Source organism: Kitasatospora sp. NPDC004615 (assembly GCF_042873545.1).
Taxonomy (GTDB): Bacteria; Actinomycetota; Actinomycetes; order Streptomycetales; family Streptomycetaceae; genus Kitasatospora.
Genome location: NZ_JBIALQ010000002.1, coordinates 204,746 through 229,750, shown reverse-complemented (window position 1 = coordinate 229,750; position 25,005 = coordinate 204,746). Strand labels below are relative to the sequence as shown.

General features: G+C 72.3%; 21 protein-coding genes and 1 tRNA gene. 14 read left to right on the top strand and 8 right to left on the bottom strand.

What is annotated here, in order from left to right; all coding sequences use genetic code 11:
- Positions 1-14: 14 nt before the first annotated feature.
- The 5 genes from ACFYS8_RS07935 to ACFYS8_RS07915 are packed head-to-tail and all read right to left on the bottom strand — an operon-like array spanning position 15 to position 5,406.
- The gene (locus ACFYS8_RS07935; protein ID WP_387637350.1) at positions 15-863 is read right to left on the bottom strand and encodes an STM4011 family radical SAM protein; all 849 of its coding nucleotides are present in this window, start codon (positions 861-863) and stop codon (positions 15-17) included.
- The gene (locus ACFYS8_RS07930; RefSeq protein ID WP_387637347.1) at positions 860-2,194 is read right to left on the bottom strand and encodes an STM4012 family radical SAM protein; all 1,335 of its coding nucleotides are present in this window, start codon (positions 2,192-2,194) and stop codon (positions 860-862) included. The genes ACFYS8_RS07935 and ACFYS8_RS07930 overlap by 4 nt, the downstream gene beginning before the upstream one ends.
- Positions 2,191-3,012, bottom strand: coding sequence for an STM4013/SEN3800 family hydrolase (locus tag ACFYS8_RS07925; protein ID WP_387638846.1), 822 nt, complete (start codon positions 3,010-3,012; stop codon positions 2,191-2,193). The genes ACFYS8_RS07930 and ACFYS8_RS07925 overlap by 4 nt, the downstream gene beginning before the upstream one ends.
- 37 nt (positions 3,013-3,049) lie before the next feature.
- On the bottom strand, positions 3,050-4,438 hold the full coding sequence (locus ACFYS8_RS07920) for an STM4014 family protein (RefSeq protein ID WP_387637345.1): 1,389 nt from the start codon (positions 4,436-4,438) through the stop codon (positions 3,050-3,052).
- A gap of 14 nt (positions 4,439-4,452) precedes the next feature.
- Positions 4,453-5,406, bottom strand: coding sequence for an STM4015 family protein (locus ACFYS8_RS07915; RefSeq protein WP_387637343.1), 954 nt, complete (start codon positions 5,404-5,406; stop codon positions 4,453-4,455).
- Positions 5,407-5,571: 165 nt separating this feature from the next.
- Between ACFYS8_RS07915 and ACFYS8_RS07910 the strand changes: the two genes are divergently transcribed.
- Both ACFYS8_RS07910 and ACFYS8_RS07905 read left to right on the top strand, forming a co-directional pair.
- Positions 5,572-5,898, top strand: coding sequence for a hypothetical protein (locus ACFYS8_RS07910; RefSeq protein WP_387637340.1), 327 nt, complete (start codon positions 5,572-5,574; stop codon positions 5,896-5,898).
- A gap of 29 nt (positions 5,899-5,927) precedes the next feature.
- Positions 5,928-7,034: a DUF6745 domain-containing protein gene (locus ACFYS8_RS07905; RefSeq protein ID WP_387637337.1), complete on the top strand. Its 1,107-nt coding sequence runs from the start codon at positions 5,928-5,930 to the stop codon at positions 7,032-7,034.
- A gap of 199 nt (positions 7,035-7,233) precedes the next feature.
- Here ACFYS8_RS07905 and ACFYS8_RS07900 read toward each other — a convergent pair whose 3' ends face one another.
- Positions 7,234-7,974 carry a TetR/AcrR family transcriptional regulator gene (locus ACFYS8_RS07900; protein WP_387637334.1) on the bottom strand — a complete coding sequence of 247 codons (741 nt, stop codon included), beginning with the start codon at positions 7,972-7,974 and terminating at the stop codon, positions 7,234-7,236.
- Between the two features lie 86 nt (positions 7,975-8,060).
- Between ACFYS8_RS07900 and ACFYS8_RS07895 the strand changes: the two genes are divergently transcribed.
- The 5 genes from ACFYS8_RS07895 to ACFYS8_RS07875 all read left to right on the top strand — a co-directional run bounded on the left by ACFYS8_RS07895 (position 8,061) and on the right by ACFYS8_RS07875 (position 14,162).
- Complete coding sequence (locus ACFYS8_RS07895) at positions 8,061-8,711, top strand: rhomboid-like protein (RefSeq protein ID WP_387637331.1); 651 nt, start codon at positions 8,061-8,063, stop codon at positions 8,709-8,711.
- 56 nt (positions 8,712-8,767) lie between these two features.
- Positions 8,768-10,480: a DUF885 domain-containing protein gene (locus ACFYS8_RS07890; RefSeq protein ID WP_387637328.1), complete on the top strand. Its 1,713-nt coding sequence runs from the start codon at positions 8,768-8,770 to the stop codon at positions 10,478-10,480.
- A gap of 171 nt (positions 10,481-10,651) precedes the next feature.
- Positions 10,652-12,148 (top strand): MFS transporter, encoded by a 1,497-nt coding sequence (locus ACFYS8_RS07885; protein WP_387637325.1) that lies wholly within the window; start codon positions 10,652-10,654, stop codon positions 12,146-12,148.
- Between the two features lie 219 nt (positions 12,149-12,367).
- The gene (locus ACFYS8_RS07880) at positions 12,368-13,342 is read left to right on the top strand and encodes a trypsin-like serine peptidase (RefSeq protein WP_387637322.1); all 975 of its coding nucleotides are present in this window, start codon (positions 12,368-12,370) and stop codon (positions 13,340-13,342) included.
- A gap of 67 nt (positions 13,343-13,409) precedes the next feature.
- Positions 13,410-14,162, top strand: a complete 753-nt coding sequence (locus ACFYS8_RS07875) for a hypothetical protein (protein WP_387637320.1) — start codon at positions 13,410-13,412, stop codon at positions 14,160-14,162.
- 7 nt (positions 14,163-14,169) lie between these two features.
- Here ACFYS8_RS07875 and ACFYS8_RS07870 read toward each other — a convergent pair whose 3' ends face one another.
- Positions 14,170-14,508 carry a hypothetical protein gene (locus ACFYS8_RS07870; RefSeq protein ID WP_387637318.1) on the bottom strand — a complete coding sequence of 113 codons (339 nt, stop codon included), beginning with the start codon at positions 14,506-14,508 and terminating at the stop codon, positions 14,170-14,172.
- 117 nt (positions 14,509-14,625) lie between these two features.
- Positions 14,626-14,697: transfer RNA gene (locus ACFYS8_RS07865), tRNA-Arg, on the bottom strand.
- A 167-nt stretch (positions 14,698-14,864) separates the two neighbouring features.
- Here ACFYS8_RS07865 and ACFYS8_RS07860 point away from each other — a divergent pair.
- From ACFYS8_RS07860 to rho, 7 genes are all read left to right on the top strand, one after another.
- Complete coding sequence (locus tag ACFYS8_RS07860; RefSeq protein WP_387637316.1) at positions 14,865-15,386, top strand: response regulator; 522 nt, start codon at positions 14,865-14,867, stop codon at positions 15,384-15,386.
- A 117-nt stretch (positions 15,387-15,503) separates the two neighbouring features.
- Positions 15,504-17,159, top strand: coding sequence for an arginine--tRNA ligase (argS, locus tag ACFYS8_RS07855; RefSeq protein WP_387637313.1), 1,656 nt, complete (start codon positions 15,504-15,506; stop codon positions 17,157-17,159).
- A 96-nt stretch (positions 17,160-17,255) separates the two neighbouring features.
- Positions 17,256-18,647 (top strand): diaminopimelate decarboxylase, encoded by a 1,392-nt coding sequence (gene lysA / locus ACFYS8_RS07850; RefSeq protein ID WP_387637311.1) that lies wholly within the window; start codon positions 17,256-17,258, stop codon positions 18,645-18,647.
- Between the two features lie 132 nt (positions 18,648-18,779).
- Positions 18,780-20,072 (top strand): homoserine dehydrogenase, encoded by a 1,293-nt coding sequence (locus ACFYS8_RS07845; RefSeq protein WP_387637308.1) that lies wholly within the window; start codon positions 18,780-18,782, stop codon positions 20,070-20,072.
- A gap of 8 nt (positions 20,073-20,080) precedes the next feature.
- Positions 20,081-21,172 carry a threonine synthase gene (gene thrC / locus ACFYS8_RS07840; RefSeq protein WP_387637306.1) on the top strand — a complete coding sequence of 364 codons (1,092 nt, stop codon included), beginning with the start codon at positions 20,081-20,083 and terminating at the stop codon, positions 21,170-21,172.
- A 274-nt stretch (positions 21,173-21,446) separates the two neighbouring features.
- Positions 21,447-22,364, top strand: coding sequence for a homoserine kinase (gene thrB, locus ACFYS8_RS07835; protein WP_387637304.1), 918 nt, complete (start codon positions 21,447-21,449; stop codon positions 22,362-22,364).
- Positions 22,365-22,870: 506 nt separating this feature from the next.
- Positions 22,871-24,994, top strand: a complete 2,124-nt coding sequence (gene rho / locus ACFYS8_RS07830; RefSeq protein ID WP_387637303.1) for a transcription termination factor Rho — start codon at positions 22,871-22,873, stop codon at positions 24,992-24,994.
- Positions 24,995-25,005 lie beyond the last annotated feature (11 nt).

Genomic DNA, 25,005 nt, shown 5'->3' with positions numbered 1-25,005 from the left:
GAGGGCCGGGCCGGTCACCAGCCGTGCGGGATGCGCTCCAGCACCCCGCCCGCGAACACGTCGTACAGCGGCAGCGACTCCAGGTGCACATAGCCGATGTGGCAGTCGCACTCGCCCAACGGGCAGGCGCGCGCCCGCAGTTGGGCCCGGTAGGAGTCGTCGTACAGGTTGCCCAGCGGCGGTCGGACGAAGTGGCAGCGACGCACCGTGCCGTCCCCGTCCACCGACACCACGCTCTCCCCGGTGCGGCACGGCAGGCCCGCGCTGCGGTGCGGGTGGCGGCTGTAGCCGAACAGCGGGTCCAGCTCCGTCCACTCGGCCGCCTCCGCGTCGGTGTACGTGAGCCCGTCCGCCGCGTTCACCCACAGGTAGACGGACGCCGGCAGCGCCGCGCGCAGCCGGCGGGCCGCCGCCAGGTGCTCCGGCTGCCCGACCACGCCGACGCTGAACCGCACGCCCAGTGCCGTCAGTTCGGCGCACTTGGCGAGGAAACGCTGCTCCGTCACCTGGCCCGGGTGGTACGTCACCCAGAGCGCCAGCTTCGACAGGTCCGCCTCGGCCAGCCAGCCGGTGCGGCAGCTCGCGTTGGTCTGGATCGCCACCCGCTCCAGGTGTGGCAGCCGGCTCAGCTCCACCATCGCCCGCCGGTACCAGGACCGCACCAGGCCCTCGCCCCACGGCGTGAACAGGACGGAGAGACGGCCGTGTTCGTACCGGGACGCCCAGGCGGTGAACCGCTCCAGCGCGGCCCGGTCGGTGCGCAGCAGCTCCGGGGGGTCCCGCCGCTTGGCGAACGGGCAGTACGGGCAGTCGTAGTCGCAGGAGGACAGCGGGCCCCGGTACAGGACGGTCAGTGCGCTCATTTCGGCGAGTACCCCGCCATCCGCTCGCGCACCCCGGCGGAGAACAGCCGCGGGCCGATCGCGTCCGACCAGGCCAGGCCCTCCGCGGTGAGCAGCAGCCGGTCCGCGCCGGCCGCCAGCCAGTTGTTGGCGGCGAACCCGGCCAGTTCGGACGGGAAGTCCTGCTCGGGGCTGCTGCCGAAGCGCTCCCGGTAGGCCGCCAGGTCGACGCCCTCGCCCTGCAGCAGCGACTGCACCAGATGGCGGCGGCGGGTCTCCTCGTCCGTCATCTCCCAGCCCAGTTCGGCGCGCGAGAAGTCCGGCGCCGCCACGTAGTCGTCGATGATCCGGCGGACCTCGCGGGCGTCCACCGCGTAGTCGAAGGAGTAGTGCAGCTTCGAGGTGTACGAACGCGCCCCGCAGCCCAGGCCCACCATGCCGTCGGTCTGGCAGGCGTACTCGCCGGCGCTCGCGCAGGCCGCGCCGGAACGGCGGAACATCCGCATCGACACCTGCTCGTAGCCGTTCGCCAGCAGGTGGTCGCGGCCGGCACGGTAGAGCGTCAGGCGCTGGGCGTCCCATTCGGGAGACGGCGCGTTGTCGGTGTGCCGGTTGTCGGCGTGCCGGCCGAGGCCGGTCAGCGGGCGGATGTACAGCGGGTACAGGTACAGCTCCTCGGGCTGCCAACTCAGCGCTGCGTCAAGGGACTTGATCCAGCTGGCGACCGTCTGGCCGTCGATGCCGTAGATCAGGTCGATGTTCAGCACCGGGAAGCCCGCGTCCCGGACCCGGCCGAGCGCCGCCTCCACCGCCGCCCGCTTCTGTGGCCGGACCGCCGACCTCGCCTCCTCGTCCAGGAACGACTGCACGCCCAGGCTCAGCCGCGTCGTGCCGCGCTCGGCCAGGACCTGGAGGCGGTCCGCGGTGGCGGTGTCGGGGGAGGCCTCGACGGAGAGGGGGATGGACCGCAGATCCGCGCCCATCCGGTGCTCGGCGATGTCGCAGAGACGCTCCAGCTCGGCCGCCGTCAGATAGGTGGGCGTGCCGCCGCCGAACGCCGCGAGAGCGAATTCGGCGCTGCCGGAGAGGGCCTCCCGGGCCTGGCCGGCCTGCCGCTCCAGCGCGTCCAGGTAAGCAGTGGTCAGGCCCTCCGGGCTGCCGATCCGGGTGAACAGATTGCAGAAGCCGCAGCGCACCTCGCAGAACGGGATGTGCAGATAGAGGGAGAGCGCGTCCTGCTTCTCGCCCCGCCACAGGTCCGCCAGCGGCGGGCGGTCGGGCAGCGGGCGATAGGCCGTTTTGTGCGGGTACGCGTAGACGTACGACTGGTACGGGGACTCGGCGAGCGTCATCGGTGCTCCTGGGTGGTCGCCGGGAGGGTGAAGTGCGCGTACGGCACCGTCCAGACCACCTCGTGGCCGATCCGGTGACCGGTGTAACCGTCCTCGCCGTACGCGGTGCCGTGGTCCGAGCAGACGATCGCGAAACACGGACGGCGGGCGGACATCGCCGCGAACAACCGCCCCAGATGCGCGTCCACGTACTCCAGCGCGGCCGCGTGACTGGCCCGGGAGTCGCCGTCCTCACGGGTCGCGCCCGGGAGGTGGAACCAGTTCGGCTGGTGCAGCGCGGAGACGTTGATGAACAGGAACAGCGGCTGGTCGGACGGCTGCTCTGCCGCGACCCGCTCGGCCACCGCCACCTGCGACTCGAACGAGGTCGGGGACGGGACACCCAACTCCGGTGCCCAGTGGCTCTCCTGGAACAGGCCGGGGAGAACGGAACCCAGCGGGCCCTGCTTGTTGAAGAACCCGACGCCACCGATGCAGACCGTGTGGTAACCGGCCGCGGCGAGAGCCGTCGGCAGATCGGGCGCGTCGAACACCCAGGTGCGGGACTCGGTCGACTCGGAGCCGGCGAAACGCGCGGCGAACAGACGCGGGTGCGGGCCATTGGGGGACGCGGGCGTGGGGAGGAAACCGGCCAGGATCGCCTGGTGCGCGGCGTACGTGAAGCTGCCGGGGGAGTGGCGGCGCTCCCAGGCTCCGTTCGGGATCACCCGGGCGAGATTGGGGAGGCGGCCGGCGGCGAGAAGCTCTTCGGCGACGTCGTAGCGGAGGGTGTCGATGGTGACGAGGAGGAGATCGTGGGTGCCGACGATCTCGTTCATGTTCGGTATGCCGTGCTGCAAGGGAGTTCCTTCGGGGTTACGCCGCCGGGGTGTCAACTGGCTGCGGGGTGGACGGATCCGGCCGGTGCTGCCCTTCCGTCTCGCGCAGTTCCGCCCCCTCGGCTTCGCCTGGGGGTACCCCCAGCGGCCCCTGGCGGGGCGTGGAGGCTGATTGCGGAGCTTGGGCCGCCGGGGCGTCAACTGGCTGCGGGGTGAGCGGATCCGGCCGGGGGAGCTCTTCCGCTTCGCGCAGTTCTCGCCCTAGTCCTGGCGGGCTGGGCGGTGCCCCCACGCGCCCCTGGTTTCGCACCCGCTCGCGCTCCCCGCCGGGGGCTGGGAAAAGCGCCTCCCGGTACTTCGGCGAAGCCAACTGCGCCGCGTAGGTGTCGAGCCCCGGGGCCGGGCCGTCCGGCAGGCCCGGGAGGTTGGGGAGGAGGTCGCCGAAGGCGTTGACTTCGCCGATCAGGGTGCGGCGCCAGCGGGCGTGGGGGAGCAGGTCGACGCCGACCATCGGGGCGTGCGGGAAGCAGCTTGCGGCGGCTTCCGCGGTGGCGAGCAGGGTGGGCCAGGTGTCGCCGGCGGCGGCGCGGACGGCGACCAACTCGCCGCGGGCGCCGCCGAGGTGGAGGTTGGTCATGGGGTGGCGGCTGGTGCGGACCACCACGTGGGTGGCCCGGCCGCCGACCACCAGTACCCGCAGGTCCGCGGCGAGGCCGCCCTGGCCGGACTTGGGGACCCACTGTTCGACGTGCAGGCCCTCCGGGGCGAGCCGGTCGACGAGTGCGGCGACCTCGGCCGCGTCGCGGTAGCGGCGGACGGTGAGCGAGTTGTGCAGCCCGTCCGGGGCGACCTCCACCGAGGTGGTGGCCTGGACCTGCCCGCGCGGGCCGAACTCCAGCGCCACCACCCCCGAGGCGGAGGAGCCGTGCACCGGTTTGAGGAACACCCGGCGCATCCCGGCGGACGCCATCCGTTCCCGCAACTCCTCGAAGGAGGACGGGAGTTCGCCGGGCAGCGCGGGCGGAACCGGCACCCCCGCGGCGGCCAGCGCCGCGTGCGCGCGGCGCTTGTCGAACATCACGGCGATCTCCTCCGGATCGCCGAGCATCCGCACCCCGGGCCGGGCGGCCAGTTCGCGGAGTGCGGCGGTGACGCCCGCGTACCAGGCCGGTCCGCCCTCGACCCGGGTGGCCGCGTAGCTGTCACCCAGTGCGGCGCCGCGCAGCAGCCGGTCGGCCTCCGGGTCCTCGCCGGGCGAGTCGACCCGCACCACCGCGCCGGGCGGCAGCTCGTACCGTCCGCGCAGCACCGAGGACCAGGGCAGCACGGCGGGCTCCGGCAGGCCGGCGGCGCGGGCCGCGGCGGCGAACAGGGTGACCCTCCGGTGCCCGGGGCAGCCCAGGACGACCAGCTTCGGCGGCGTCAACGCAGGACCTCCGCCTACTCGGAGACGGCGACGTAGCGCCAGTTGTCGTTCGGGTCCTCGGCCTGGGAGAGGTCGATCTCGACGCCGGGCAGGGCGTCCCGCAGGCGCTTCCGCATGCCCTCGGTGAGGTAGTGGTGGTGCAGGTCGAGCTTCTTCAGGTGGGTGAGCGGCTGGCCCTCCAGCAGCGCCGCCGCGCCCTCGTCGGTGAGCGCGCCCATGGACAGCGCCAGCCCGGTCAGCCGGGGCACCACCGGGGCCTGGGCGACCAGCGCGGCGATCCGGTCCTGCTGTTCGGCGTTCTGCAGGCCGAGGTACGTCAGCGACGGCAGGTTGGCGCCGGACAGGAACGGGCCGAGGTCCTCCATCGTCCAGTCGCCGCCGTAGTTGTCGACGCCGAGCCACAGCTCCAGCTTCTCCAGCGCCGGGAAGTCGCAGGCCGCGACCGAGCGGACCACCGAGCCCGGCAGGCCGCCGGCCTCGAAGCGCAGCGCCTTCAGCTTCTCGTGCTTCACCGGCTTCAGGGAGAGCGAGTCCTTGCCGTCGTAGTCGCCGTCGGTGCCGCGCACCACCAGCTCCTCCAACTGGGGGAAGGCGGCGAAGACCGGCGTGATCTCGGACATCTGGATCCAGGAGATCTCGCACTCCTCCGCGATGATGTCGCCGATGAACAGCGCCCGCAGCGCCGGGAATCGGTCGGCGGCGGCGAGCACCGTCGGCAGCACCCCGGACAGCGACTCCGGCTCCTCGGAGAACCAGGGGCCGAGCACCAGCGCGGTGACCTCCTCCAGCGCGACGGTCTTCAGGAACGCCGCCCAGACCTCACCGAACTCGCGCTCCTCCTCGTAGTCCAGCCCGATCCGCCAGGCGGTGGCCGCGGCTGCCGGCAGCTTCTTCCCCTCCGCCTCGGCGGTCCGGAAGTCGGTGACGGGGAGGCCGTGGAACTCCTCGATGTGCTGATTGATGGTCATGCGCGCCGCTCCTGGCTGCTCGTCGTGGGGCCTGACCCTGTCTACCAGCCGCCCCCGACGTTCACCCGCACGGGGAGTTCTCTGGCGTGGTGTTGTCGGTGGCGCCGCCTAGTTTTCCGGTCGGGACGTCCGGCGCCCGGCCGGACCCGACCGCGGGAGGACTCCGTGTACCGCCAGGGTGACGTACTGATCGTGCCGGTCGAACAGAGCGCGGTACCGGCCGCGGTGGCCCACCTGCCCCGCCAGCCGCGGGACGGCCGCGGCCGGCTGGTGCTGGCCCTCGGCGAAGTCACCGGCCACGCCCACGCGGTGGTCGGCCCGGGCGAACTGCTGCGCGAGTCCGGCCCGTTCGGCCGGGCCTGGCTGCACCTGCCGGAGGGCGGCAAGGTCGTGCACGAGGAGCACGCGGCGATCCCGCTGCCCACCGGCTGGTTCCGGGTGGTCCGGCAGCGCGAGTACGCGCCCGGCGCGGTCCGGATCGTCGCGGACTGAGCACCCCTTAAGGATTGAGGACAGAACTGATGAGCACGCAGCTGACCGGCCGTCCCGCCGACGCCTCGGTGGCGCACTGGCGGGCCGTCGCCGCCGCCACCGGGCCGGCCGACCGGGCCACCGCCGAACACGCCGTCCGCGCCGCCTACCGGGCCGCCGGGCTGGCCGAGCCCACCGCGTTCCGCTGGTACCCCTCGCCGCTCGCCGCCGTCACCGAACTGCTCGACCACCGCGAGGAGTTCGGCGCCAACGTTCGCGAACAGGTGCGCACCGCCGCCTGGGAACGCGCCCGCACCGCCGCGTTCACCGCACACGGCCCCGGCGGCTGGGCCGAGATCTGGGGCGCGACCGGCGCCGAACTCGCCGCCACCACCACGCTCCCCGCCGAACGCGTCCGCGCCGCTCTGCTCGACCACTTCGCCCCCGAGCCCGAACCGCTCGACTGGGAGGAATCCCGCAAGCCCGAGAACAAGGAACGCCGCCGGGTGGCCGGCGAAGCCCGCGCCAGGGTCCGGCTCGCCCTGGTCGACGCCGTCGCCGGGCAGCACGACGCTGCCTGGTTCGCGGCGTTCGACACCGCGGGCACCGGCGACGAGGCGCTCGCCGCGCTGGCCGGCGTCGCCCGGCAGACCGGCTGGTGGTGGCCCTTCGAGAGCACCGTGCTGCTCAGCGAACGCCCCGTCGCCCTGCACCGCGACGAAGCCGGCCGCCTCGACCGCGCCGACGGCCCCGCCCTCGCCTACGCCGACGGCTTCGCGCTGTACGCGTGGCGTGGCATGCCCGTCCCCGCGGACTTCCTGGAGCAGCTGACCGGCCTCACCGCGGAGCGGATCCGCGCCGAGGAGAACGCCGAACTGCGCCGCGTCATGCTGGAGCACTTCGGCTACGAGAGGTACCTGGCGGAGAGCGGCGCGAAGCCGCTGCACCGGGACGAGACGGGCGTGCTCTGGCGGATCCAACTCCCCGACGACGAACCGGTGGTGATGGTCGAGGTGGTCAACTCCACCCCCGAACCGGACGGCACCTACCGCACGTACTACCTCCGCGTCCCCCCGTCCGTCCGCACCGCGAGGGCGGGCGTGGCCTGGACGTTCGGCGTCGAGGAGGCGGAGTACCGCCCCCAGCGGGAAACCTGACCGCGGGCGGGTGCGAAACCAGGGGCGCTGGGGGTACCCCCAGGCGAAGCCGAGGGGGCGGAACTGCGCGACAAGCGCTCACCGGTCCGTAGGGTCGCGATCAAGTGCAAGTCCTTGTCCTGCGCCGCGATCTTGCGGTTGGGTGCTTCCGCTTCGCGCAGTTCCCCGCGCCCCTGGTTGTGCCCTCCCTGCCTTCGCCTCACCCTGGCAGTCCCACATCGCGGAGGCGTCCCATGAGCACCCCCGCCGGGCTGTCCTCCGTCTCCAACTGGAGCCAGTTGCGTAGGACTTCGGCCGTCTGTTCGTCGCGGACGGCCGTTGCGGCGGCCATCACGACGAACTGGTCGACCAGCCAGTCGCAGAGGGAGTCGAGGGGGATCTGGTGGCCCTCGTCGAGCCAGCTGATCGCGGAGGCTTCCACCACCGAGATCCAGGAGCGGACCAGCAGGGTGAGTCGCGGGCCGGCCTCGCGGACGCCCAGGTGGCGCAGGGTGCGGCGGATCGCCGCCCTGCGGACGTCGTCGACGATGGCGGAGGTGCGGGCGGTCTCGACCACGGAGCCGCCGCGGAGGAGTGCGGCGTAGCCGGCGGCGTGTTCGTCGACGAACGCGAAGTAGCGGTGGAGGACGGCGCCGAGTTGCTGGGTGGGGGTGCCGGGGGTCGCGGAGACCGTGAAGCGCTGGGTGAGTTCGGTGGCGGCGCTGCGCAGGGCGGCTTCGTAGAGCTGCTGCTTGCCGCCGGCGAAGTAGCGGTAGACGAGGGGGCGGGACGCGCCGGCGGCCTCGGCGACGTCGTCGAGTGAGACGTCCTCGGGCGGGCGGGCGGCGAAGAGTTCGAGGGCGACGGCGATGAGTTGTTCGCGCCGTTGCTGGACGGGCAGTCGGCGGTAGGTGGCGCGCCGGGGGCGCTGGGCCTCGGTGCGGGAGGGGGTCGCTGCCATGGGTGCCAGCGTAATCGTCGGGCGGGTGGTTGCCGCCGACCGCAGACTGTGAGCAGGTGTCGGTGGAGTGCGACGAGGAGCGGCCGGTGCGGTGGGTTCGGGCGGTCGGTCGGTGGATCGGCAGGTCTCCGGGGACGTACGTGTGGCTGCTGCTGCTCGCGGTCACGAGTTTTGTGGTGGGTCAGAAGGATCCGGCCGCGCTGCACTATTTCCTGCAGAAACGGTCCACCAATATCGATCAGCTGACTTCGCACCCGGTGCATGTCCTGGTGGCCAGCCTGATCTGGACGGAGCAGGCGAACTTCTGGTTCTACTTCGTGATGTTCCACATCTTCCACGTCCCGGCCGAGCGCTGGCTGGGCACCCGGCGCTGGCTGACGGTGGCGCTGACCGCGCACGTCCTGGCGACGTTCATCAGCCAGGGGGTGGTGGCGTGGGGCGTCCACCACCAGGTGCTGCCGATGAACATGGCGAACACCGTGGACGTCGGGGTGTCGTACGCGCTGGCGGGGGTGCAGGGCGTCCTGACGTGGGGGCTGGCGGGCTGGTGGCGGTGGGTGTACGGCTGTGGGCTGGTGGTGTTCTACCTGGTGCCGCTGCTGATCTCGCACACCTTCACCGACCTGGGGCACTTCTGCGCGGTGCTGATCGGGCTGGCGTTCCGTCCGATCACCCGGGGCCGGCCGGTGTGGGATCCGGGGCAGGCGGTGCGGCGCCGGTGGCCGGTACGCAGTTGACGCGATCACTTCCAGTTGGGGCTTGAATTCGTCCGCCGCTGCGACAGGATGGCCGGATGGCTCATGAACTGAACGATCGTCACGTCGGCGGCCCCACTCCGCGCCGCATCGCCGACTCCTACGTCCACGCCCTCGCCGAGCTGGACCCGCTGACCGCGGTCTACCTCGGCCTCAACCCGGAGGACGACCGGCTCACCGACCTGTCCCCGGCGGGCACCGCCGCCCTCGACGAGCTGGCCCGCCGCACCCTTGCCGAGCTGGACGCGCTGGAGGCGTCCGGCCCGATCGAGGACGAGGCGGAGCGCCGCTGCGCCCGGCTGCTGCGCGAGCGGCTGATCGCGGAACTCGCGGTGCACGACGCGGGCGAGGAGTTCCGGTCGGTCCGCAACCTGGGTTCGCCGGTGCACAACACCCGGGAGATCTTCACCCTGCTGCCCACCGACACCGACGAGGACTGGCTGCGGCTGGGCCGCCGGCTGGCCCGTTTCCCGGAGGCGCTCGCCCAGTACCGGCAGACCCTGGAGGAGGGCGTGCGCCGCGGCCTGCTGTCGGCGCCGCGCCAGGTGACCACCGTGGTCGGCCAGTTCGAGGAGTGGATCGACTCGGAGCGGCCCGGCGGCTGGTTCGGCGACCTGGTCGCCCCCGCGCCGGAGCACCTGCGCGAGCAGCTGACCGCCACCGCGGTCGAGGCCACGGCGGCCCTCGCCGAGCTGCGCGACTGGATGCGCGACGTGTACGGCCCCGCCGCCCAGGGCACCCCCGACGCGATGGGCCGCGAGCGCTACACCCGCTGGGTGCGGTTCTGGACGGGCGCCGACCTGGACCTGGACGAGGCGTACCGCTGGGCGTGGGAGCAGTTCCACGACCTGGACGCGCAGATGCGGGTCGAGGCGGAGAAGGTGCTGCCGGGGTCGACCCCGATGCAGGCGATGAAGTGGCTGGAGACCGACGGCCCGGCGATCCGCGGCGAGCAGGAGGTGCAGGAGTACCTGCAGGGCCTGATGGACCGGGCGATCAACGACCTGCAGGGCGTGCACTTCGACCTGGCCGAGCCGCTGCTGAAGGTGGAGTCGCGGATCGCGCCGCCCGGCAGCGCCGCCGCCCCGTACTACACCCAGCCGTCGCTGGACTTCTCCCGCCCCGGCCGGACCTGGCTGCCGACCCTGGGCCGCGAGGCGTTCCCGGAGTGGGACCTGGTCTCCACCTGGTACCACGAGGGCGTCCCGGGCCACCACCTGCAGCTCGCGCAGTGGACGTACATGGCGGACCGGCTGTCCACCTACCAGGTCACCCTGGGCGGCGTCAGCGCCAACATGGAGGGCTGGGCGCTGTACGCCGAGCGCCTGATGGACGAGCTGGGCTACCTCACCGACCCGGGCCACCGCCTGGGCTACCTGAACGCGCAGATGATGCGCGCGCTGCGGGTGATCGTGGACATCGGCATGCACGCCGAGCTGGAGTTCCCGGCCGACTCGCCGTTCGCCGCGGGCGAGCCGATGCTGCCGGAGCGCGCCCGCGAGTTCTTCGGCGCGTACTGCGGCCTGTCCGCCGACTTCCTGGACAGCGAGCTGGTCCGCTACCTGGGCCTGCCCGGTCAGGCGATCGGCTACAAGCTCGGCGAGCGGGCCTGGCTGAGCGGCCGGGCGGCGGCCCGGGCGGCGGCCGAGGCGCGCGGCGAGGAGTTCGACCTGAAGGCGTGGCACATGGCGGCGCTGTCGCAGGGCTCCCTGGGCCTGGACGACCTGGTGACGGAGCTGGGCGCGCTGTAACCGGGGGAGTGTCCCGGGTGGCCGATGCGGCCGGGCACCCGGGTCCCACGTCCCAAATCGTGACAAAAGAACACAGACCGCCTTGCCGATGACCGGATCGGGCGTTTGGCTGGAGAGAGCGCCGTGCGCGCGACCAGGCCCATTCCCGATTCGGCGGAAGGCGGTCCTCCGGTGACCTCCCAGCACGCCCCCGACACCCAGACGGTTGACCCGCGCCGCTGGTGGGCCCTGGCGGTCATCGCCATCGCCCAGCTGATGATCGTCCTGGACGCGACGATCGTGAACATCGCCCTCCCGTCCGCCCAGCACGACCTGGGCATCTCCAACGCCAACCGGCAGTGGGTGATCACCGCCTACACGCTGGCCTTCGGCGGTCTGCTGCTGCTCGGCGGCCGGATCGGCGACCTCTACGGACGCAAGCGCACCTTCATCATCGGCCTGCTCGGCTTCGCCGCCGCGTCCTGCCTCGGCGGCTTCGCCACCAGCGGCGGCATGCTGTTCGCCGCCCGCGCGCTACAGGGCAGCTTCGGCGCGCTGCTCGCCCCGTCCGCACTGTCGCTGCTTTCGATCACCTTCCGCGACGCACGTGAACGGGCCACCGCGTTCGGCGTCTTCGGCGCGCTGGCCGGCGGCGGCGCCGCGATCGGCCTGATCACCGGTGGCCTGCTCACCGAGTACCTCAGCTGGCGCTGGTGCCTGTACGTCAACGGCCCGATCGCCGCGGCCACCGCGCTCGGCGCCTACTACCTGCTGCGCCGCGACCACATCGACCGCTCCCACCGGGTCCGGCTCGACCTGCCGGGCGCGGTGCTCGGCTGCGGCGGACTGCTGCTGATCGTCTACGGCACCTCCGAGGCCGTCGACCGCGGCTGGGGCGACTGGCTGGTGCTCACCGCGCTGTGCACCGGTGTCGCGCTGCTCGCCGTGTTCGCCCTGGTCGAGCGGCGCACCCCGCACGCACTGCTGCCGATGCACCTGGTCCGCGACCGCAACCGGGCCGGCAGCGCGCTCTCGGTCGGCCTCGCCGTGATCGCCATGTACGGGCTGTTCCTGTTCCTGACGTACTACATGCAGGTGGTCAAGGGGTACTCGCCGATCCGGGCCGGCGTCTCGTTCCTGCCGATGACCGGCGCGATCATCCTCAGCTCGGCCGGCATCGGCTCCCGGCTGATGACCCGCATCCCCACCCGAGCCCTGATCGTCCCCGGACTGCTGATCGGCGCGGGCGGCATGGCCTGGCTCACCCAGCTCCGGGTGGACAGTTCGTACGCCGGACTGGTGCTGCCCGCCGAACTGCTGCTCGGCATCGGCCTCGGCCTGGTCTTCATGCCGGCCATCAACCTGTCCACCCTCGGCGTCGCCCCGCAGGAGACCGGCGCCGCCTCCGCCATCATCAACAGCGCCCAGCAGGTGGGCGGTTCGATCGGCACCGCGCTGCTCAACACCATCGCCGCCAGCGCCACCGCCACCTACCTCGCCACCCGCAACCCGACCGACCCACTGGTCCAGGCCCAGGGCGCGGTGCACGGCTACACGGTCGCCACCGTTGTTGCGATGGGCATCCTGCTGGCCGCCGCGGTGGTCGCGTTCCTGATGATCACCCACCGGCCCGCGCCCGGCGAGGCCAGAGGCCGGGCCACCCAGCCCGAGGCCAGAGCGGTGGCGTAGGCGGGGCCTGACCCGCCCGCCGGGTGTCGCCGTCCCCGCACCCGGCCCCGGCCGTGAGACCCTGCTGTCCGCCACCGGAAATCTCACGAGTCTCCCAGCCAGGAATCACGGCATTTCCAGCTCGGCGACGCATATTCGAGACAGCTCGGGTCACCGGTGTCCGCGTCGACAACGACGCGGACACCGCTACGATCCTCCGGTCGGCAGGAACGGGGCACCATGGGACGGCACGCCAAGCAGCGCAAGCGCCGTTCGCTGCGCCCGGTCGTCCTCAGCTCGGTCCTCGCCGTCGGCGTGGCCGGCGTGATAGCCGTCGCCGGGCTGTTCTCCGTCCACGTGCGCGACCCGCGGCAGCGGACCAGCGCCGACAGCGTCGCGATGGCCGCCTCGGCCCCGGCGCCCGCCCCCGTCACGGGCGCCACGGTCGACGCGAGCCCGAGCCCGAGTGCCGGTGAGGAGACCGGTGCGAGCGAGCAGCCCGGCGCCGCCGCAGGGTCCGCGGACCCCAGCGCCGGTCTCAGCCGGCAGATCCCGCCGTTCGCGCCGCCGGACGTGAAGCTCGGCGTCACCGCCGACGCCGCCGTCAACGCCGAGTCGGTCCGGGTCGGCGCGCTGTTCACCGGCGACATCGGGCCCGGCAACCACTTCTGCACGGCCAGCGTCATCGACAGCCCCGGGCGCGACCTGATCCTCACCGCCGCGCACTGCCTGTCCGGCATCAGCAGCATCACCTTCGTCCCCGGCTACCACGACGGCCAGGCCCCGTTCGGGAGTTGGCAGGTCAGCAAGGTGTTCACCGCGGACGGCTGGCAGAACGGCAACGACCCCGACGAGGACTTCGCCGTCCTCGCCGTCGCCCCCAGCAACGGGCAGCGGGTCGAGGACGTGGTCGGCGGCAACCCGCTCGGCATCAACGCCGCCTGGACGGTGCAGACCCGCCTGTACGGCTACCCGGACGGCGCCGAGAAGCCGATACTGTGCACCAACGTCACCAGCCGCGAGGACACCTTCCAGCGGCGCATCGACGGCCCGTCCTTCCCCGGCGGCACCAGTGGCGGCCCGTTCATCGACGCGGCCACCGGGCAGGTGATCGGCGTCATCGGCGGCTACCAGCAGGGCGGCGACACCGACGGCACCTCCTACAGCGCCTACTTCGACCACACCGTCGCCGACCTGGTCACCCGCGCGAGCTGACCAACCCTGGAATCCCTCCGGGCCGTCACCCACAATGGGGCGACGACGCAGACGAGGGGGAGGCGCGGTGTTCCGCCGCTGGTGGTTCCTGAAAGCCGCGGGGCCCGCCCCGACATCCGAACACCACCCGAGCCGCCGGGAGATCCGCGAGCACAACGCCCTGGTGCTGGGGGAGTGGGAAGCCCTCCGGGACCGGCTGCGCGACCTCGCCGCCGAGCGGGTCACCACCGCCGGCGCGGTCTTCCGGGCCGCCGAACTCCAGCTCCCCACCGAGGAGTCCGCCGCCCGCCGGGCCTACCAGTGGGCGCTGGAGGCGTACGAGGCGGCCGGCCGGCTGCTCGACGCCGCCGAGCACCGCGACACCGACCTGCCCGACCTGGCCGCCGCCGTGGTGCTGGCCGAGCAGGCCGTCGAACGCCTGGCCGCCGCCCACCTGTTGCACGCCGGACAGCGCCCGGGCCCGCTCGTCGTCCGCTGCTACTACAACCCGCTGCACGGCCCCGCCGAGAGCGCGGCGGAAGCGCCGAAGAACCGCAAGACCCGGCAACGGGCCCACACCACCGTCCGGGAGGCCGCCGCGGACCGGCGCCCCGCCTGCCGCTCCTGCCGCACCGCGATCCTGGCCGGCCAGACCCCCGACGTGCTGCCCGCGCTGCTCCCCGCCAAGGCCGCCCCCGGTCGCAAGGGCCCCGTGCTGGTCCCGTACTTCGCCGTCCCCCGCCAGTGGTCCCCCTGGTCCACCACCGCCTGCGGCGCCTACGACCCGGCCACCCCGGCCCTGGTGCTGCGCGGCGATCACCGCAAGCGCAAGCCGAGTTGACGCCGCCTCAGCGCTTCTTGCGCTCGGCCACCCGGCGTTCGACCTCGGCCAGGAAGTGCGGCGGGACTTCGCCGGTGGCCCGCAGGTGCGCGCGTTCGGCGGCGGTGAGTGACTCGGCCGCGATGTCCACGGCGAAGGCGTATTCGTGCAGCTTCGCCGAGGCCGCGTCGCGCCGCATGTCCCCGGCCATCCCGGCCGCCTGCCGTCCGGCCGATCCGCCCCGGAAGGCGAAGATCGCGGTGAACCAGCCGAACGCCCCGGGCCGGCGGGCCTTCTTGTTCAGCTGGTCGCGGACCGCCAGCCAGGCCAGTCGGTCGTCGGACAGGTTCGGAACGGTGTTGGTCATGGTGGTTCCCCCCTCGTTCAGGTGTCGGGGGAGCGTACCGGTCGGGGGAGTGCGAAGGACAACGAAAAAGGCCCAAGTCCCTTGGACTTGAGCCTCGTTCACGCACTTGCTGCGAAGTGCCCCCGGTAGGATTCGAACCTACGCACCCGCCTCCGGAGGGCGGTGCTCTATCCCCTGAGCTACGGGGGCCCTGAGTGATCCTGCGACCACCCGGCCTGACAGGAGAAAGACTACCAGGGAAAATGCATCGACTGTGCACGGGTTTCCGGCGGCGGGGTTGAGGGGTCGTCAGGGGGCGATCGGCAAGTCGGGCAAAGGCCGGACGGGCGGGGTGGGGCGCGGCTACCCTCGGTGAGGTGGCGGCGGCGTCGGGGCGGGTCCTCGTGGTGGACGACAGCGAGGCGATCCGTCGGCTGATCACGGTCAACCTGGAGCTGGAGGGCTTCGAGGTGGTGACCGCCGCCGACGGTGCCGAATGTCTGGAGGTGGTCCGCCGGGTCGCGCCGGACGTGGTGACGCTGGACGTGGTGATGCCCCGGCTGGACGGCCTGCGCACGGCGGCCCGGCTGCGCGCCGCCTGGGAGACCGCGCACCTGCCGATCGCGATCGTGAGCGCCTGCACCCCGGCGGATCTGGAACGGGGCGCGTCGGTGGGGGTGGACGGCTATCTGGCGAAGCCGTTCGACCCGGCGGACCTGATCGAACTGGTGCGCCGCCTGCGGGCGATGGACCGCCGGCCCGCGGCGGGGCGCCGTTTCGCGTACGACTTCGGCAGCACCGGGCCGTCGATACCCGGCCGGCCCGTTCAAACCGCACGGGATTTCGCCCTGAGCGAACAGTCGCAGGAACTTGTTCCGCCGGACGAGTCACGCCCGTGAGATGTGCCGGTCTGCGGCGCTGTTCGACGAGACGAAGCACACCGGGCGGCGTGACGCGCGTCCCGCTCGGCAAACCGAGTGGCGGGCGACCACCCCCTCTCGCCTAGGCTTGGGCCCGTGACACCCGCAGAACTCTCCCAGGCAGTCCAGGCCGCCGTCAGCGCCGCCATCCAGGCCGGCGAGCTGACCGTCGACGTGCCCGCGCACGTGACGGTCGAGCGGCCCAAGAACAGGGACCACGGCGATTACGCCACCAACGTGGCCCTCCAGCTCGCGAAGCCGGCCGGCAAGCCGCCGCGAGCCGTCGCGGAGATCCTGTCCGCCCGCCTGCGAGAGATCGCCGGCGTCGCGAAGGTCGACATCGCCGGTCCGGGCTTCCTGAACATCACGCTGGACGCGGCCACTCAGGGCGAGCTGGCGCGCACCATCGTCGAGGCGGGCGAGGCGTACGGCCGCAACGACGCGCTCAAGGGCCTGAACATCAACCTGGAGTTCGTCTCGGCGAACCCGACCGGCCCGATCCACATCGGCGGCGTCCGCTGGGCCGCCGTCGGTGACTCGCTGGCCCGCGTCCTCAAGGCGTCCGGCGCCGAGGTGGCCACCGAGTACTACCTCAACGACGCCGGCGTGCAGATCACCAAGTTCGCCAAGTCGCTGAAGGCCGCCGCGAACGGACAGCCCGTTCCGGAGGACGGCTACGTCGGCGAGTACATCGTCGACATCGCCAAGGCCGTCACCGACGGCGTGCCCGGCATCCTGGAGCTGCCCGAGGACGAGCAGCTGCTGGCCTTCCGCACCGAGGGCCTGAAGCTGATGGTCGCCGAGATCCAGCGGTCGATGGCCGAGTTCGGCGTGCACTTCGACACCTGGTTCTCCGAGCAGACGCTGCACGACTCCGGCGCCGTTGAGCAGGCCATGGAGCGGCTGCGCGAGCAGGGCCACGTCTTCGACCGGGACGGCGCGATCTGGCTGCGCACCACCGACTTCGGTGACGACAAGGACCGCGTCCTGATCAAGGCCGACGGCGAGACCACCTACTTCGCCGCCGACGCCGCCTACTACCTGAGCAAGCGGGACCGCGGCGCGGAGGTCTCGGTCTACATGCTCGGCGCCGACCACCACGGCTACGTCAACCGCCTGAAGGCCATCGCGGCCTGCGCCGGCGACGACATGGACCGCAACATCGAGGTGATGATCGGCCAGTTCGTGAAGATGCTGCGCGACGGCAAGGAGGTCCGACTCTCCAAGCGCGCGGGCAACATCATCACGATCGACGACGTGGTCGACTGGATCGGCGTGGACGCCGCCCGCTTCATGCTGGTGCGGCAGTCCACCGACTCCACCATCACCATCGACATCGACCTGGTCACCCGCCAGAGCAACGACAACCCGGTCTTCTACGTGCAGTACGCGCACGCCCGGATGTGCTCCGTGCAGCGCAACGCGGTGGACAAGGGCGTCATCCGCAGCGCGGACTTCAAACCGGAGCTGCTGGACACCGAGTGGGAGAACGACCTGCTCGGCCGGCTCGGCGAGTTCCCGCGGGTGGTGGCCCGGTCCGGTGAGGAGCGCGCCCCGCACCACGTGGCCACCTACCTGACCGAACTGGCCCGCTCCTACCACCGGTTCTACGACAACTGCCAGATCCTGCCGAAGGGCGACGAGCAGGTCACCGACCTCACGCACGCCCGCCTCTGGCTCGCCGACGCCACGCGAACGACGCTCGCCAACGGCCTCGGTCTGCTCGGCGTATCCGCGCCCGAGCGGATGTAAAGCACCACAACCCCCAAGCGCAGCACAGCGGGGGCGGCGGACCGGTCGACGGAGACCGGTCGCCGCCCCTCGCCATAGGTCGAGGAAGTTCCGCACATGTCTCGCTCCGCACACCCCGCAGGTCCCCGGCACGGCGACGTGCTGCCCGAGGGTCACTACCAGGCCCCGCCCGCCGACCTGAACGCCCTCGACCCGAAGATCTGGTCGCGCACCGTCACCCGTGACGCGGACGGCGTCGCCACCGTCGGCGGCGTCGATGTCCGCACCCTGGCCGCCGAGTTCGGCACCCCCGCGTACGTGCTGGACGAGGCCGACTTCCGGGCCCGCGCCCGGGCCTGGCGGGACGCGTTCGGCGACGACGCGGACGTGTACTACGCGGGCAAGGCGTTCCTGTCCAAGGCCGTGGTGCGCTGGCTGCACGAGGAGGGCCTCAACGTCGACGTGTGCTCCTCGGGCGAGCTGCAGGTCGCGCTGGCGGCCGGCATGCCGGGGGAGCGGATCGCGCTGCACGGCAACAACAAGTCGGTGCGGGAGCTGGAGCAGGCCGTGCGGGCCGGCGTCGGGCACATCGTGGTCGACTCGTTCCAGGAGATCGACCGCCTGGCGGAGATCGCCGAGGCGCGGGGCGTCCGCCAGCCGGTGCTGATCCGGATCACCGTCGGCGTCGAGGCGCACACCCACGAGTTCATCGCCACCGCGCACGAGGACCAGAAGTTCGGCCTCTCGCTGTCCGGCGGCCTGGCCGCCGAGGCGGTCCGCCGGGTGCTGGCCAAGCCCTCGTTGGAGCTGCGCGGCATCCACTCGCACATCGGCTCGCAGATCTTCGACTTCGCCGGTTTCGAGGTCGCCGCCCGTCGGGTGGTCGGCCTGCTCGCCGAGGTCCGCGACGAGCACGGCGTCGAACTGCCGGAGATCGACCTCGGCGGCGGCCTCGGCATCGCGTACACCCCCGACGACGATCCGCGCGAGCCCGCTGAGATCGCCGTCTCGCTCGGTGAGATCGTCCGACGCGAGTGCGCGGCAGCACAGTTGACGGCCCCTCGGATCTCGGTGGAGCCCGGCCGGGCGATCGTCGGCCCGACCGCTTTCACGCTGTACGAGGTCGGCACCGTCAAGCACCTGGAGGGCCTGCGCACCTACGTCAGCGTGGACGGCGGCATGTCCGACAACATCCGCACCGCGCTGTACGACGCCGAGTACTCGGTGGCGCTGGTCTCCCGCACCAGCGAGGCCGAACCGATGCTGGTCAGGGTGGTCGGCAAGCACTGCGAGTCCGGCGACATCGTGGTCCGGGACGCCTTCCTGCCCGCCGACCTGGCGCCCGGCGACCTGATCGCGGTGCCCGCCACCGGCGCCTACTGCCGGTCGATGGCGAGCAACTACAACCACGCCCTCAAGCCCCCCGTGCTGGCCGTCGCGGACGGTGCGGCCCGGGTGATCGTCCGCCGCGAAACGGAGGAGGATCTCCTGCGGCTCGATATCGGCTGACGAAATTTTCGTCTCAGAACGTGGACCAGCCGTAGATCCGTGCGGAAAGTCCCGGAGACTGGTGGGGACAGGAAAGCCCCCGGGGGAACCGAATCACCCCGGCGGGGACCGAAGAATGCAGAGCGGAGTCGGATGATGCGTACGCGCCCGCTGAAGGTGGCGTTGCTGGGCTGTGGTGTGGTGGGCTCCGAGGTGGCGCGCATCATGACGACGACAGCCGACGACCTCGCCGCGCGCATCGGCGCCCCGGTGGAGCTCGCCGGCATCGCGGTACGGCGGGCCGGGCGCCCCCGTCCCGGGGTGCCCGAGCACCTGCTCACCACCGACGCGGAGGCCCTGGTCGGCCGCGACGACATCGACGTGGTGATCGAGGTCGTGGGCGGCATCGAGCCGTCCAAATCGCTGATCCTGAAAGCCTTCCAGGGCGGCGCCTCGGTGGTCTCCGCCAACAAGGCACTGCTCGCCAAGGACGGCGCCGAACTGCACGCCGCGGCCGCCGAGGCCGGCGTCGACCTCTACTACGAGGCCGCCGTGGCCGGCGCCATCCCGCTGCTGCGCCCGCTGCGCGAGTCGCTGGCCGGCGACAAGGTGAACCGGGTGCTGGGCATCGTCAACGGCACCACCAACTTCATCCTCGACAAGATGGACTCCACCGGCGCCGGGTACTCCGAAGCGCTGGAGGAGGCCACCGCACTGGGCTACGCCGAGGCCGACCCGACCGCCGACGTGGAGGGCTTCGACGCCGCCGCGAAGGCCGCCATCCTGGCCGGGATCGCCTTCCACACCAAGGTGACCGCCGCGGACGTCTACCGCGAGGGCATCACCGAGGTCTCCGCCGCCGACATCGCCTCCGCCAAGGAGATGGGCTGCGTGGTCAAGCTGCTGGCGATCTGCGAGCGCTCCGCCGACGGCAGCTCGGTCACCGCCCGGGTGCACCCGGCGATGATCCCGCTCAGCCACCCGCTGGCCTCCGTCCGCGAGGCCTACAACGCGGTGTTCGTCGAGGCCGAGGCGGCCGGCCGGCTGATGTTCTACGGACCCGGCGCGGGCGGCTCGCCGACCGCCTCCGCGGTCCTCGGCGACCTGGTCGCGGTCTGCCGCAACAAGGTCAACGGCACCACCGGCCCCGGCGACTCGGTCTACACCCAGCTGCCCGCCAAGCCGATGGACCAGGTGGTCACCCGCTACCACGTCAGCCTCGACGTGGACGACCGGGCCGGCGTGCTCGCTCAGGTCGCCTCGGTCTTCGCCGAGCACGGCGTCTCCATCGACACCGTGCGCCAGCAGGGCCGCGACGGCGACGCCGCACTCGTCGTGGTCACCCACCGCGCCACCGACGCCGCCCTGTCGGCGACGGTCGACAAGCTCCGCGCACTGGACAGCGTGCGCGACGTGGCCAGCATCATGCGGGTCGAAGGGGAGTAGGAAGAACCATGAACGCCGAAAACGCTGCCCGAGGCACCCACACCCACCAGTGGCGCGGCCTCATCGAGGAGTACCGCGACCGCCTCCCGGTCACCGACTCCACCCCCGTGGTCACCCTGCTCGAGGGCGGCACGCCCCTCGTCCCCGCCCAGGTGCTCTCCGAGCGCACCGGCTGCGAGGTCTACCTCAAGGTCGAAGGCGCCAACCCGACCGGCTCCTTCAAGGACCGCGGGATGACCATGGCCATCTCCAAGGCCAAGGAGGACGGCGCCCAGGCCGTCATCTGCGCCTCCACCGGCAACACCTCCGCCTCCGCCGCCGCCTACGCGGTCCGGGCCGGCATGGTGTCCGCCGTGCTCGTCCCGCAGGGCAAGATCGCCCTCGGCAAGATGGGCCAGGCGCTGGTGCACGGCGCGAAGATCCTCCAGGTGGACGGCAACTTCGACGACTGCCTGACCCTCGCCCGCGAACTCTCCGAGAAGTACCCGGTCGCCCTGGTCAACTCGGTCAACCCGGTGCGCATCGAGGGCCAGAAGACCGCCGCCTTCGAGATCGTCGACATGCTCGGCGACGCCCCCGACATCCACGTCCTCCCGGTCGGCAACGCCGGCAACATCACCGCCTACTGGCGGGGCTACCGCGAATACGCGGCCGACGGCCTTTCCACCAAGACCCCGCGGATGTGGGGCTTCCAGGCGGCCGGCTCCGCCCCCATCGTGGACGGCGCCCCGGTGCTCAAGCCGCAGACCATCGCCACCGCGATCCGGATCGGCAATCCCGCCTCCTGGGACTTCGCGCTGGCCGCCCGGGACGAGTCCGGCGGCCTGATCGACAAGGTGACGGACCGCCAGATCCTGTCCGCCTACCGGCTGTTGGCCGCGCAGGAGGGCGTCTTCGTGGAGCCCGCCTCGGCCGCCTCGGTGGCCGGCCTGCTCGCCAAGGCCGAGGCCGGACTGGTCGACCCCGGCCAGCGGATCGTCTGCACCGTCACCGGCAACGGCCTCAAGGACCCGGACTGGGCGGTGGCCGGCGCGCCGCAGCCGCAGATCGTCCCGATCGACCCCGAGACGGCCGCCCGCAGCCTCGGCCTGCTTGCTTGATACTGCGTCAACGCCCTTGAGCGGCGGGCCTGATCGGGCCCGCCGCTCAACCGCATTTGCACTGCTTTCAGGTCATCCGGCCGGCGCTTTTCCGCTTCTTGTGGCAACACGGAAGATCCGGGCCGGGCAGGGTGTACCGCTCTGGAACCTCTCTTCGATACGCTGGACCCCGGCGGGCCGCGCCATGCTGCGCGCTCCCTTCGACCAACCCGCCGTCGTACCACCGCAGGCCCCGTCGTCCGGGCCGCCCCCACTTTTCAGGAGTGTCCACCGCATGGCCGGTCCCGCGTTCCGCGCCGCCGCCGTCCGGGTCCGCGTTCCCGCGACCAGCGCCAACCTCGGCCCCGGCTTCGACGCTTTCGGCCTCGCCCTCGGGCTCTACGACGACGTGGTGGTCCGGGTCGCCGACTCCGGCCTGAGCGTGGACATCGCCGGCGAGGGCGCCGACACCCTGCCCCGCGACGAGCGCCACCTGCTGGTCCGCTCGCTGCGCGCCGCCTTCGACCGGCTCGGCGGACAGCCCCGCGGCCTCGAAGTGGTCTGCGCCAACCGCATACCGCACGGCCGCGGCCTGGGCTCCTCGTCCGCGGCGATCTGCGCCGGCATCGTCGCCGCCCGCGCGGTCACCATCGGCGGCGCCTCCGCCCTCGACGACGACGCGCTGCTCGCCCTCGCCTCCGAGCTGGAGGGCCACCCCGACAACGTCGCGGCCTGCCTGCGCGGCAACTTCACCGTCGCCTGGACCGAGGACGGCACCGCCCGCACCATCACGCTCGACCCCTCCGACCGAGTGGTTCCGGTCGTCTTCGTGCCCTCGACCGAGGTGCTCACCGAAACGGCGCGCGGTCTCCTCCCCAAGACCGTTCCGCTCTCCGACGCCGCCGTCAACGCCGGCCGTGCCGCACTGCTGGTCGAGGCGCTCACCCGCCGCCCCGAACTGCTGCTCACCGCCACCGAGGACCGCCTGCACCAGGACTACCGGGCCTCCGCCATGCCCGACAGCGCCGCCCTGGTCGCCACGCTGCGCGCCGAGGGCGTGCCGGCCGTCATCTCGGGTGCCGGACCGACGGTGCTCGCCCTCGCCGACGAGGCCGGCGCGGAGAAGCTGCTCAACTTCGCGGGGCCGCAGTTCGCGGCGCACCGGCTGGAGCTCGACCGCACCGGCGCGACGGTTCTGCCGCTCGACATGTGAGACGGACACGATTGACAAACAAAGGGCTGGGGAATGTGTCAGGGGGTCGGTAGTGTTAACCTCATTGCTGCACCAGATGCCCTCCGGGGCCCGGTGCGACGCATCCCGATCCCGTTCCCCCGTCCGCACGGGGGCCGGAAGCTCGGGATCACGATTCTCCGGGAGCCCGCCACACTGCGTACGCAGCCTGCCTGCGCAACTGCGGCCCATCCCGAAGCCGTGACGGCACCAGACTCCCACCCGCAGCCTCTGCACTGAGGCCTGGCCGGGCGGGGCCCGAACTGCCGCCGCGCGACGGGGGCCCGGGCATCAACAGGCGCAGCGAGGTCGGTACCGGCCGTCCGCGCCACCTTCGCACCACAGTGCACCGCACTTCGCAGCTCCCCGGAAGGACCAGCCTTCCGCGGGAATCCAGCCCCTGACCAGCGCACAGAGATGTTGGACAGGACAGCACAACCGGTCGCCGTGCCAGACAGGCCGACGTCCGCTCCAGGGAAGGACCCTTAGTGAGCGACACCACCGATCTGATGGGCGCGCGCCCGGACGCCGAGGCGTCGGACGCAGCCGCCGCCCCCGCGGCTCCGGCGCGACGCCGTCGTACCGCTGCCGCCGGCCTGGACGGCCTGGTCCTGGCCGAGCTCCAGAAGCTCGCCTCGACCCTCGGGATCAGCGGTACCGGACGGATGCGCAAGAGCCAGCTGATCGAGGCCATCAAGGAGAAGAGCGGCGGAGACCCGCTGCTCGCGGGCGGCTCCGCCCCCGCCGCTCCGGCCGCCAAGAAGGCCGCCAAGTCGGCTGCTCCCGCCGCCGAGGCCGCTCCGGCCGCCGCGGAGGAGAAGGAGAAGCCGGCCCGCCGCGCCCGCACCGCCGCCGCCACCGAGCCGCAGCCGCAGGCGCAGATCGAGATCCCGGTGCAGGCCGCCGCCGACACCGCGGCCGCCACCACCCGGACCGAGCGTCCGCGCCGCCGCGCCACCGCCGCCGCCGGTGCGCCGACCGCCGAGGCCGCGGCCACCACCACCACCGAGCAGGCCCAGCCGGCCGCCGAGGCCAAGGCCGAGGGCCAGCGCCAGGCCGCCGAGGGCGAGGGCCGTTCCGAGCGCCGCGAGCGCCGGGATCGCCGCGACCGCCGCGAGGGCGGCGAGCGCACCGAGCGTGCCGAGCGCACCGAGACCGCCGCGGCCGACAGCGAAGGCGAACTGCGCGAGTCCCGCCGGGACCGCCGCAACCGCCGTGAGCGCGACCGCGCCGACCGGCAGCAGGGCGGCGGCCAGCAGCAGGACGGCGGCCAGTCCCGCCAGCAGGGCCAGCAGCAGGGCCAGGGCCAGAGCCAGGGCCAGCAGCAGGGCGGCGGCGCCCAGCAGCAGGGCGGCTACGACGACGACGAGTTCGGCGACGGCCGCCGCGGCCGCCGCGGCCGCTACCGCGACCGCCGGGGCCGTCGCCGCGACGGCTTCGAGGGCACGACCGGCCCCGAGGTCCCGCTGAGCGACGACGACGTCCTGATCCCGGTCGCGGGCATCCTGGACATCCTCGACAACTACGCGTTCGTCCGGACCTCCGGCTACCTGCCCGGCCAGAACGACGTCTACGTCTCGCTGGCCCAGGTCCGCAAGCACGGCCTGCGCAAGGGTGACGCCATCACCGGCGCCGTCCGGCAGCCGAAGGACGGCGAGCGCCGCGAGAAGTTCAACGCCATGGTGCGCCTGGACTCCGTCAACGGCATGGACCCGGACAGCGGCCGCGGCCGCCCCGAGTTCGGCAAGCTGACCCCGCTGTACCCGCAGGAGCGGCTGCGCCTGGAGACCGACCCGGGCGTGCTGACCACCCGGATCATCGACCTGGTGTCGCCGATCGGCAAGGGCCAGCGTGGTCTGATCGTGGCCCCGCCGAAGACCGGTAAGACCATGATCATGCAGGCGATCGCCAACGCGATCACCCACAACAACCCCGAGTGCCACCTGATGGTCGTCCTGGTCGACGAGCGTCCGGAAGAGGTCACCGACATGCAGCGGTCGGTGAAGGGCGAGGTCATCTCCTCGACCTTCGACCGCCCGGCCGAGGACCACACCACCGTCGCCGAGCTCGCCATCGAGCGTGCCAAGCGCCTGGTGGAGCTGGGCCACGACGTGGTGATCCTGCTGGACTCCATCACCCGTCTGGGCCGCGCCTACAACCTGGCCGCGCCCGCCTCCGGCCGCATCCTGTCCGGTGGTGTCGACTCGACCGCGCTGTACCCGCCGAAGAAGTTCTTCGGTGCCGCGCGCAACATCGAGAACGGCGGCTCGCTGACCATCCTGGCCACCGCGCTGGTCGAGACCGGCTCGCGGATGGACGAGGTGATCTTCGAGGAGTTCAAGGGCACCGGCAACATGGAGCTCAAGCTCGACCGGAAGCTCTCGGACAAGCGCATCTTCCCGTCCGTCGACGTGGACGCCTCCGGCACCCGCAAGGAGGAGATCCTGCTCGGCCACGAGGAGCTCTCCATCGTCTGGAAGCTCCGCCGGGTGCTGCACGCCCTGGACTCGCAGCAGGCGATCGAGCTGCTGCTGGACAAGATGAAGCAGACCAAGACGAACGCCGAGTTCCTGATGCAGATCGCCAAGAACACCCCGGGTTCCGGCGACTGATCCGGTAACGC

What these genes read in the sequence shown, in the direction of transcription:
- ACFYS8_RS07935 (WP_387637350.1), bottom strand. Translation starts at nt 863, where the DNA reads ATGAGCGCACTGACCGTCCTGTACCGGGGCCCGCTGTCCTCCTGCGAC.
- ACFYS8_RS07930 (WP_387637347.1), bottom strand. Translation starts at nt 2,194, where the DNA reads ATGACGCTCGCCGAGTCCCCGTACCAGTCGTACGTCTACGCGTACCCG.
- ACFYS8_RS07925 (WP_387638846.1), bottom strand. Translation starts at nt 3,012, where the DNA reads ATGAACGAGATCGTCGGCACCCACGATCTCCTCCTCGTCACCATCGAC.
- ACFYS8_RS07915 (WP_387637343.1), bottom strand. Translation starts at nt 5,406, where the DNA reads ATGACCATCAATCAGCACATCGAGGAGTTCCACGGCCTCCCCGTCACC.
- ACFYS8_RS07905 (WP_387637337.1), top strand. Translation starts at nt 5,928, where the DNA reads ATGAGCACGCAGCTGACCGGCCGTCCCGCCGACGCCTCGGTGGCGCAC.
- ACFYS8_RS07900 (WP_387637334.1), bottom strand. Translation starts at nt 7,974, where the DNA reads ATGGCAGCGACCCCCTCCCGCACCGAGGCCCAGCGCCCCCGGCGCGCC.
- ACFYS8_RS07890 (WP_387637328.1), top strand. Translation starts at nt 8,768, where the DNA reads ATGGCTCATGAACTGAACGATCGTCACGTCGGCGGCCCCACTCCGCGC.
- ACFYS8_RS07880 (WP_387637322.1), top strand. Translation starts at nt 12,368, where the DNA reads ATGGGACGGCACGCCAAGCAGCGCAAGCGCCGTTCGCTGCGCCCGGTC.
- ACFYS8_RS07870 (WP_387637318.1), bottom strand. Translation starts at nt 14,508, where the DNA reads ATGACCAACACCGTTCCGAACCTGTCCGACGACCGACTGGCCTGGCTG.
- lysA (WP_387637311.1), top strand. Translation starts at nt 17,256, where the DNA reads ATGTCTCGCTCCGCACACCCCGCAGGTCCCCGGCACGGCGACGTGCTG.
- ACFYS8_RS07845 (WP_387637308.1), top strand. Translation starts at nt 18,780, where the DNA reads ATGATGCGTACGCGCCCGCTGAAGGTGGCGTTGCTGGGCTGTGGTGTG.
- thrC (WP_387637306.1), top strand. Translation starts at nt 20,081, where the DNA reads ATGAACGCCGAAAACGCTGCCCGAGGCACCCACACCCACCAGTGGCGC.
- thrB (WP_387637304.1), top strand. Translation starts at nt 21,447, where the DNA reads ATGGCCGGTCCCGCGTTCCGCGCCGCCGCCGTCCGGGTCCGCGTTCCC.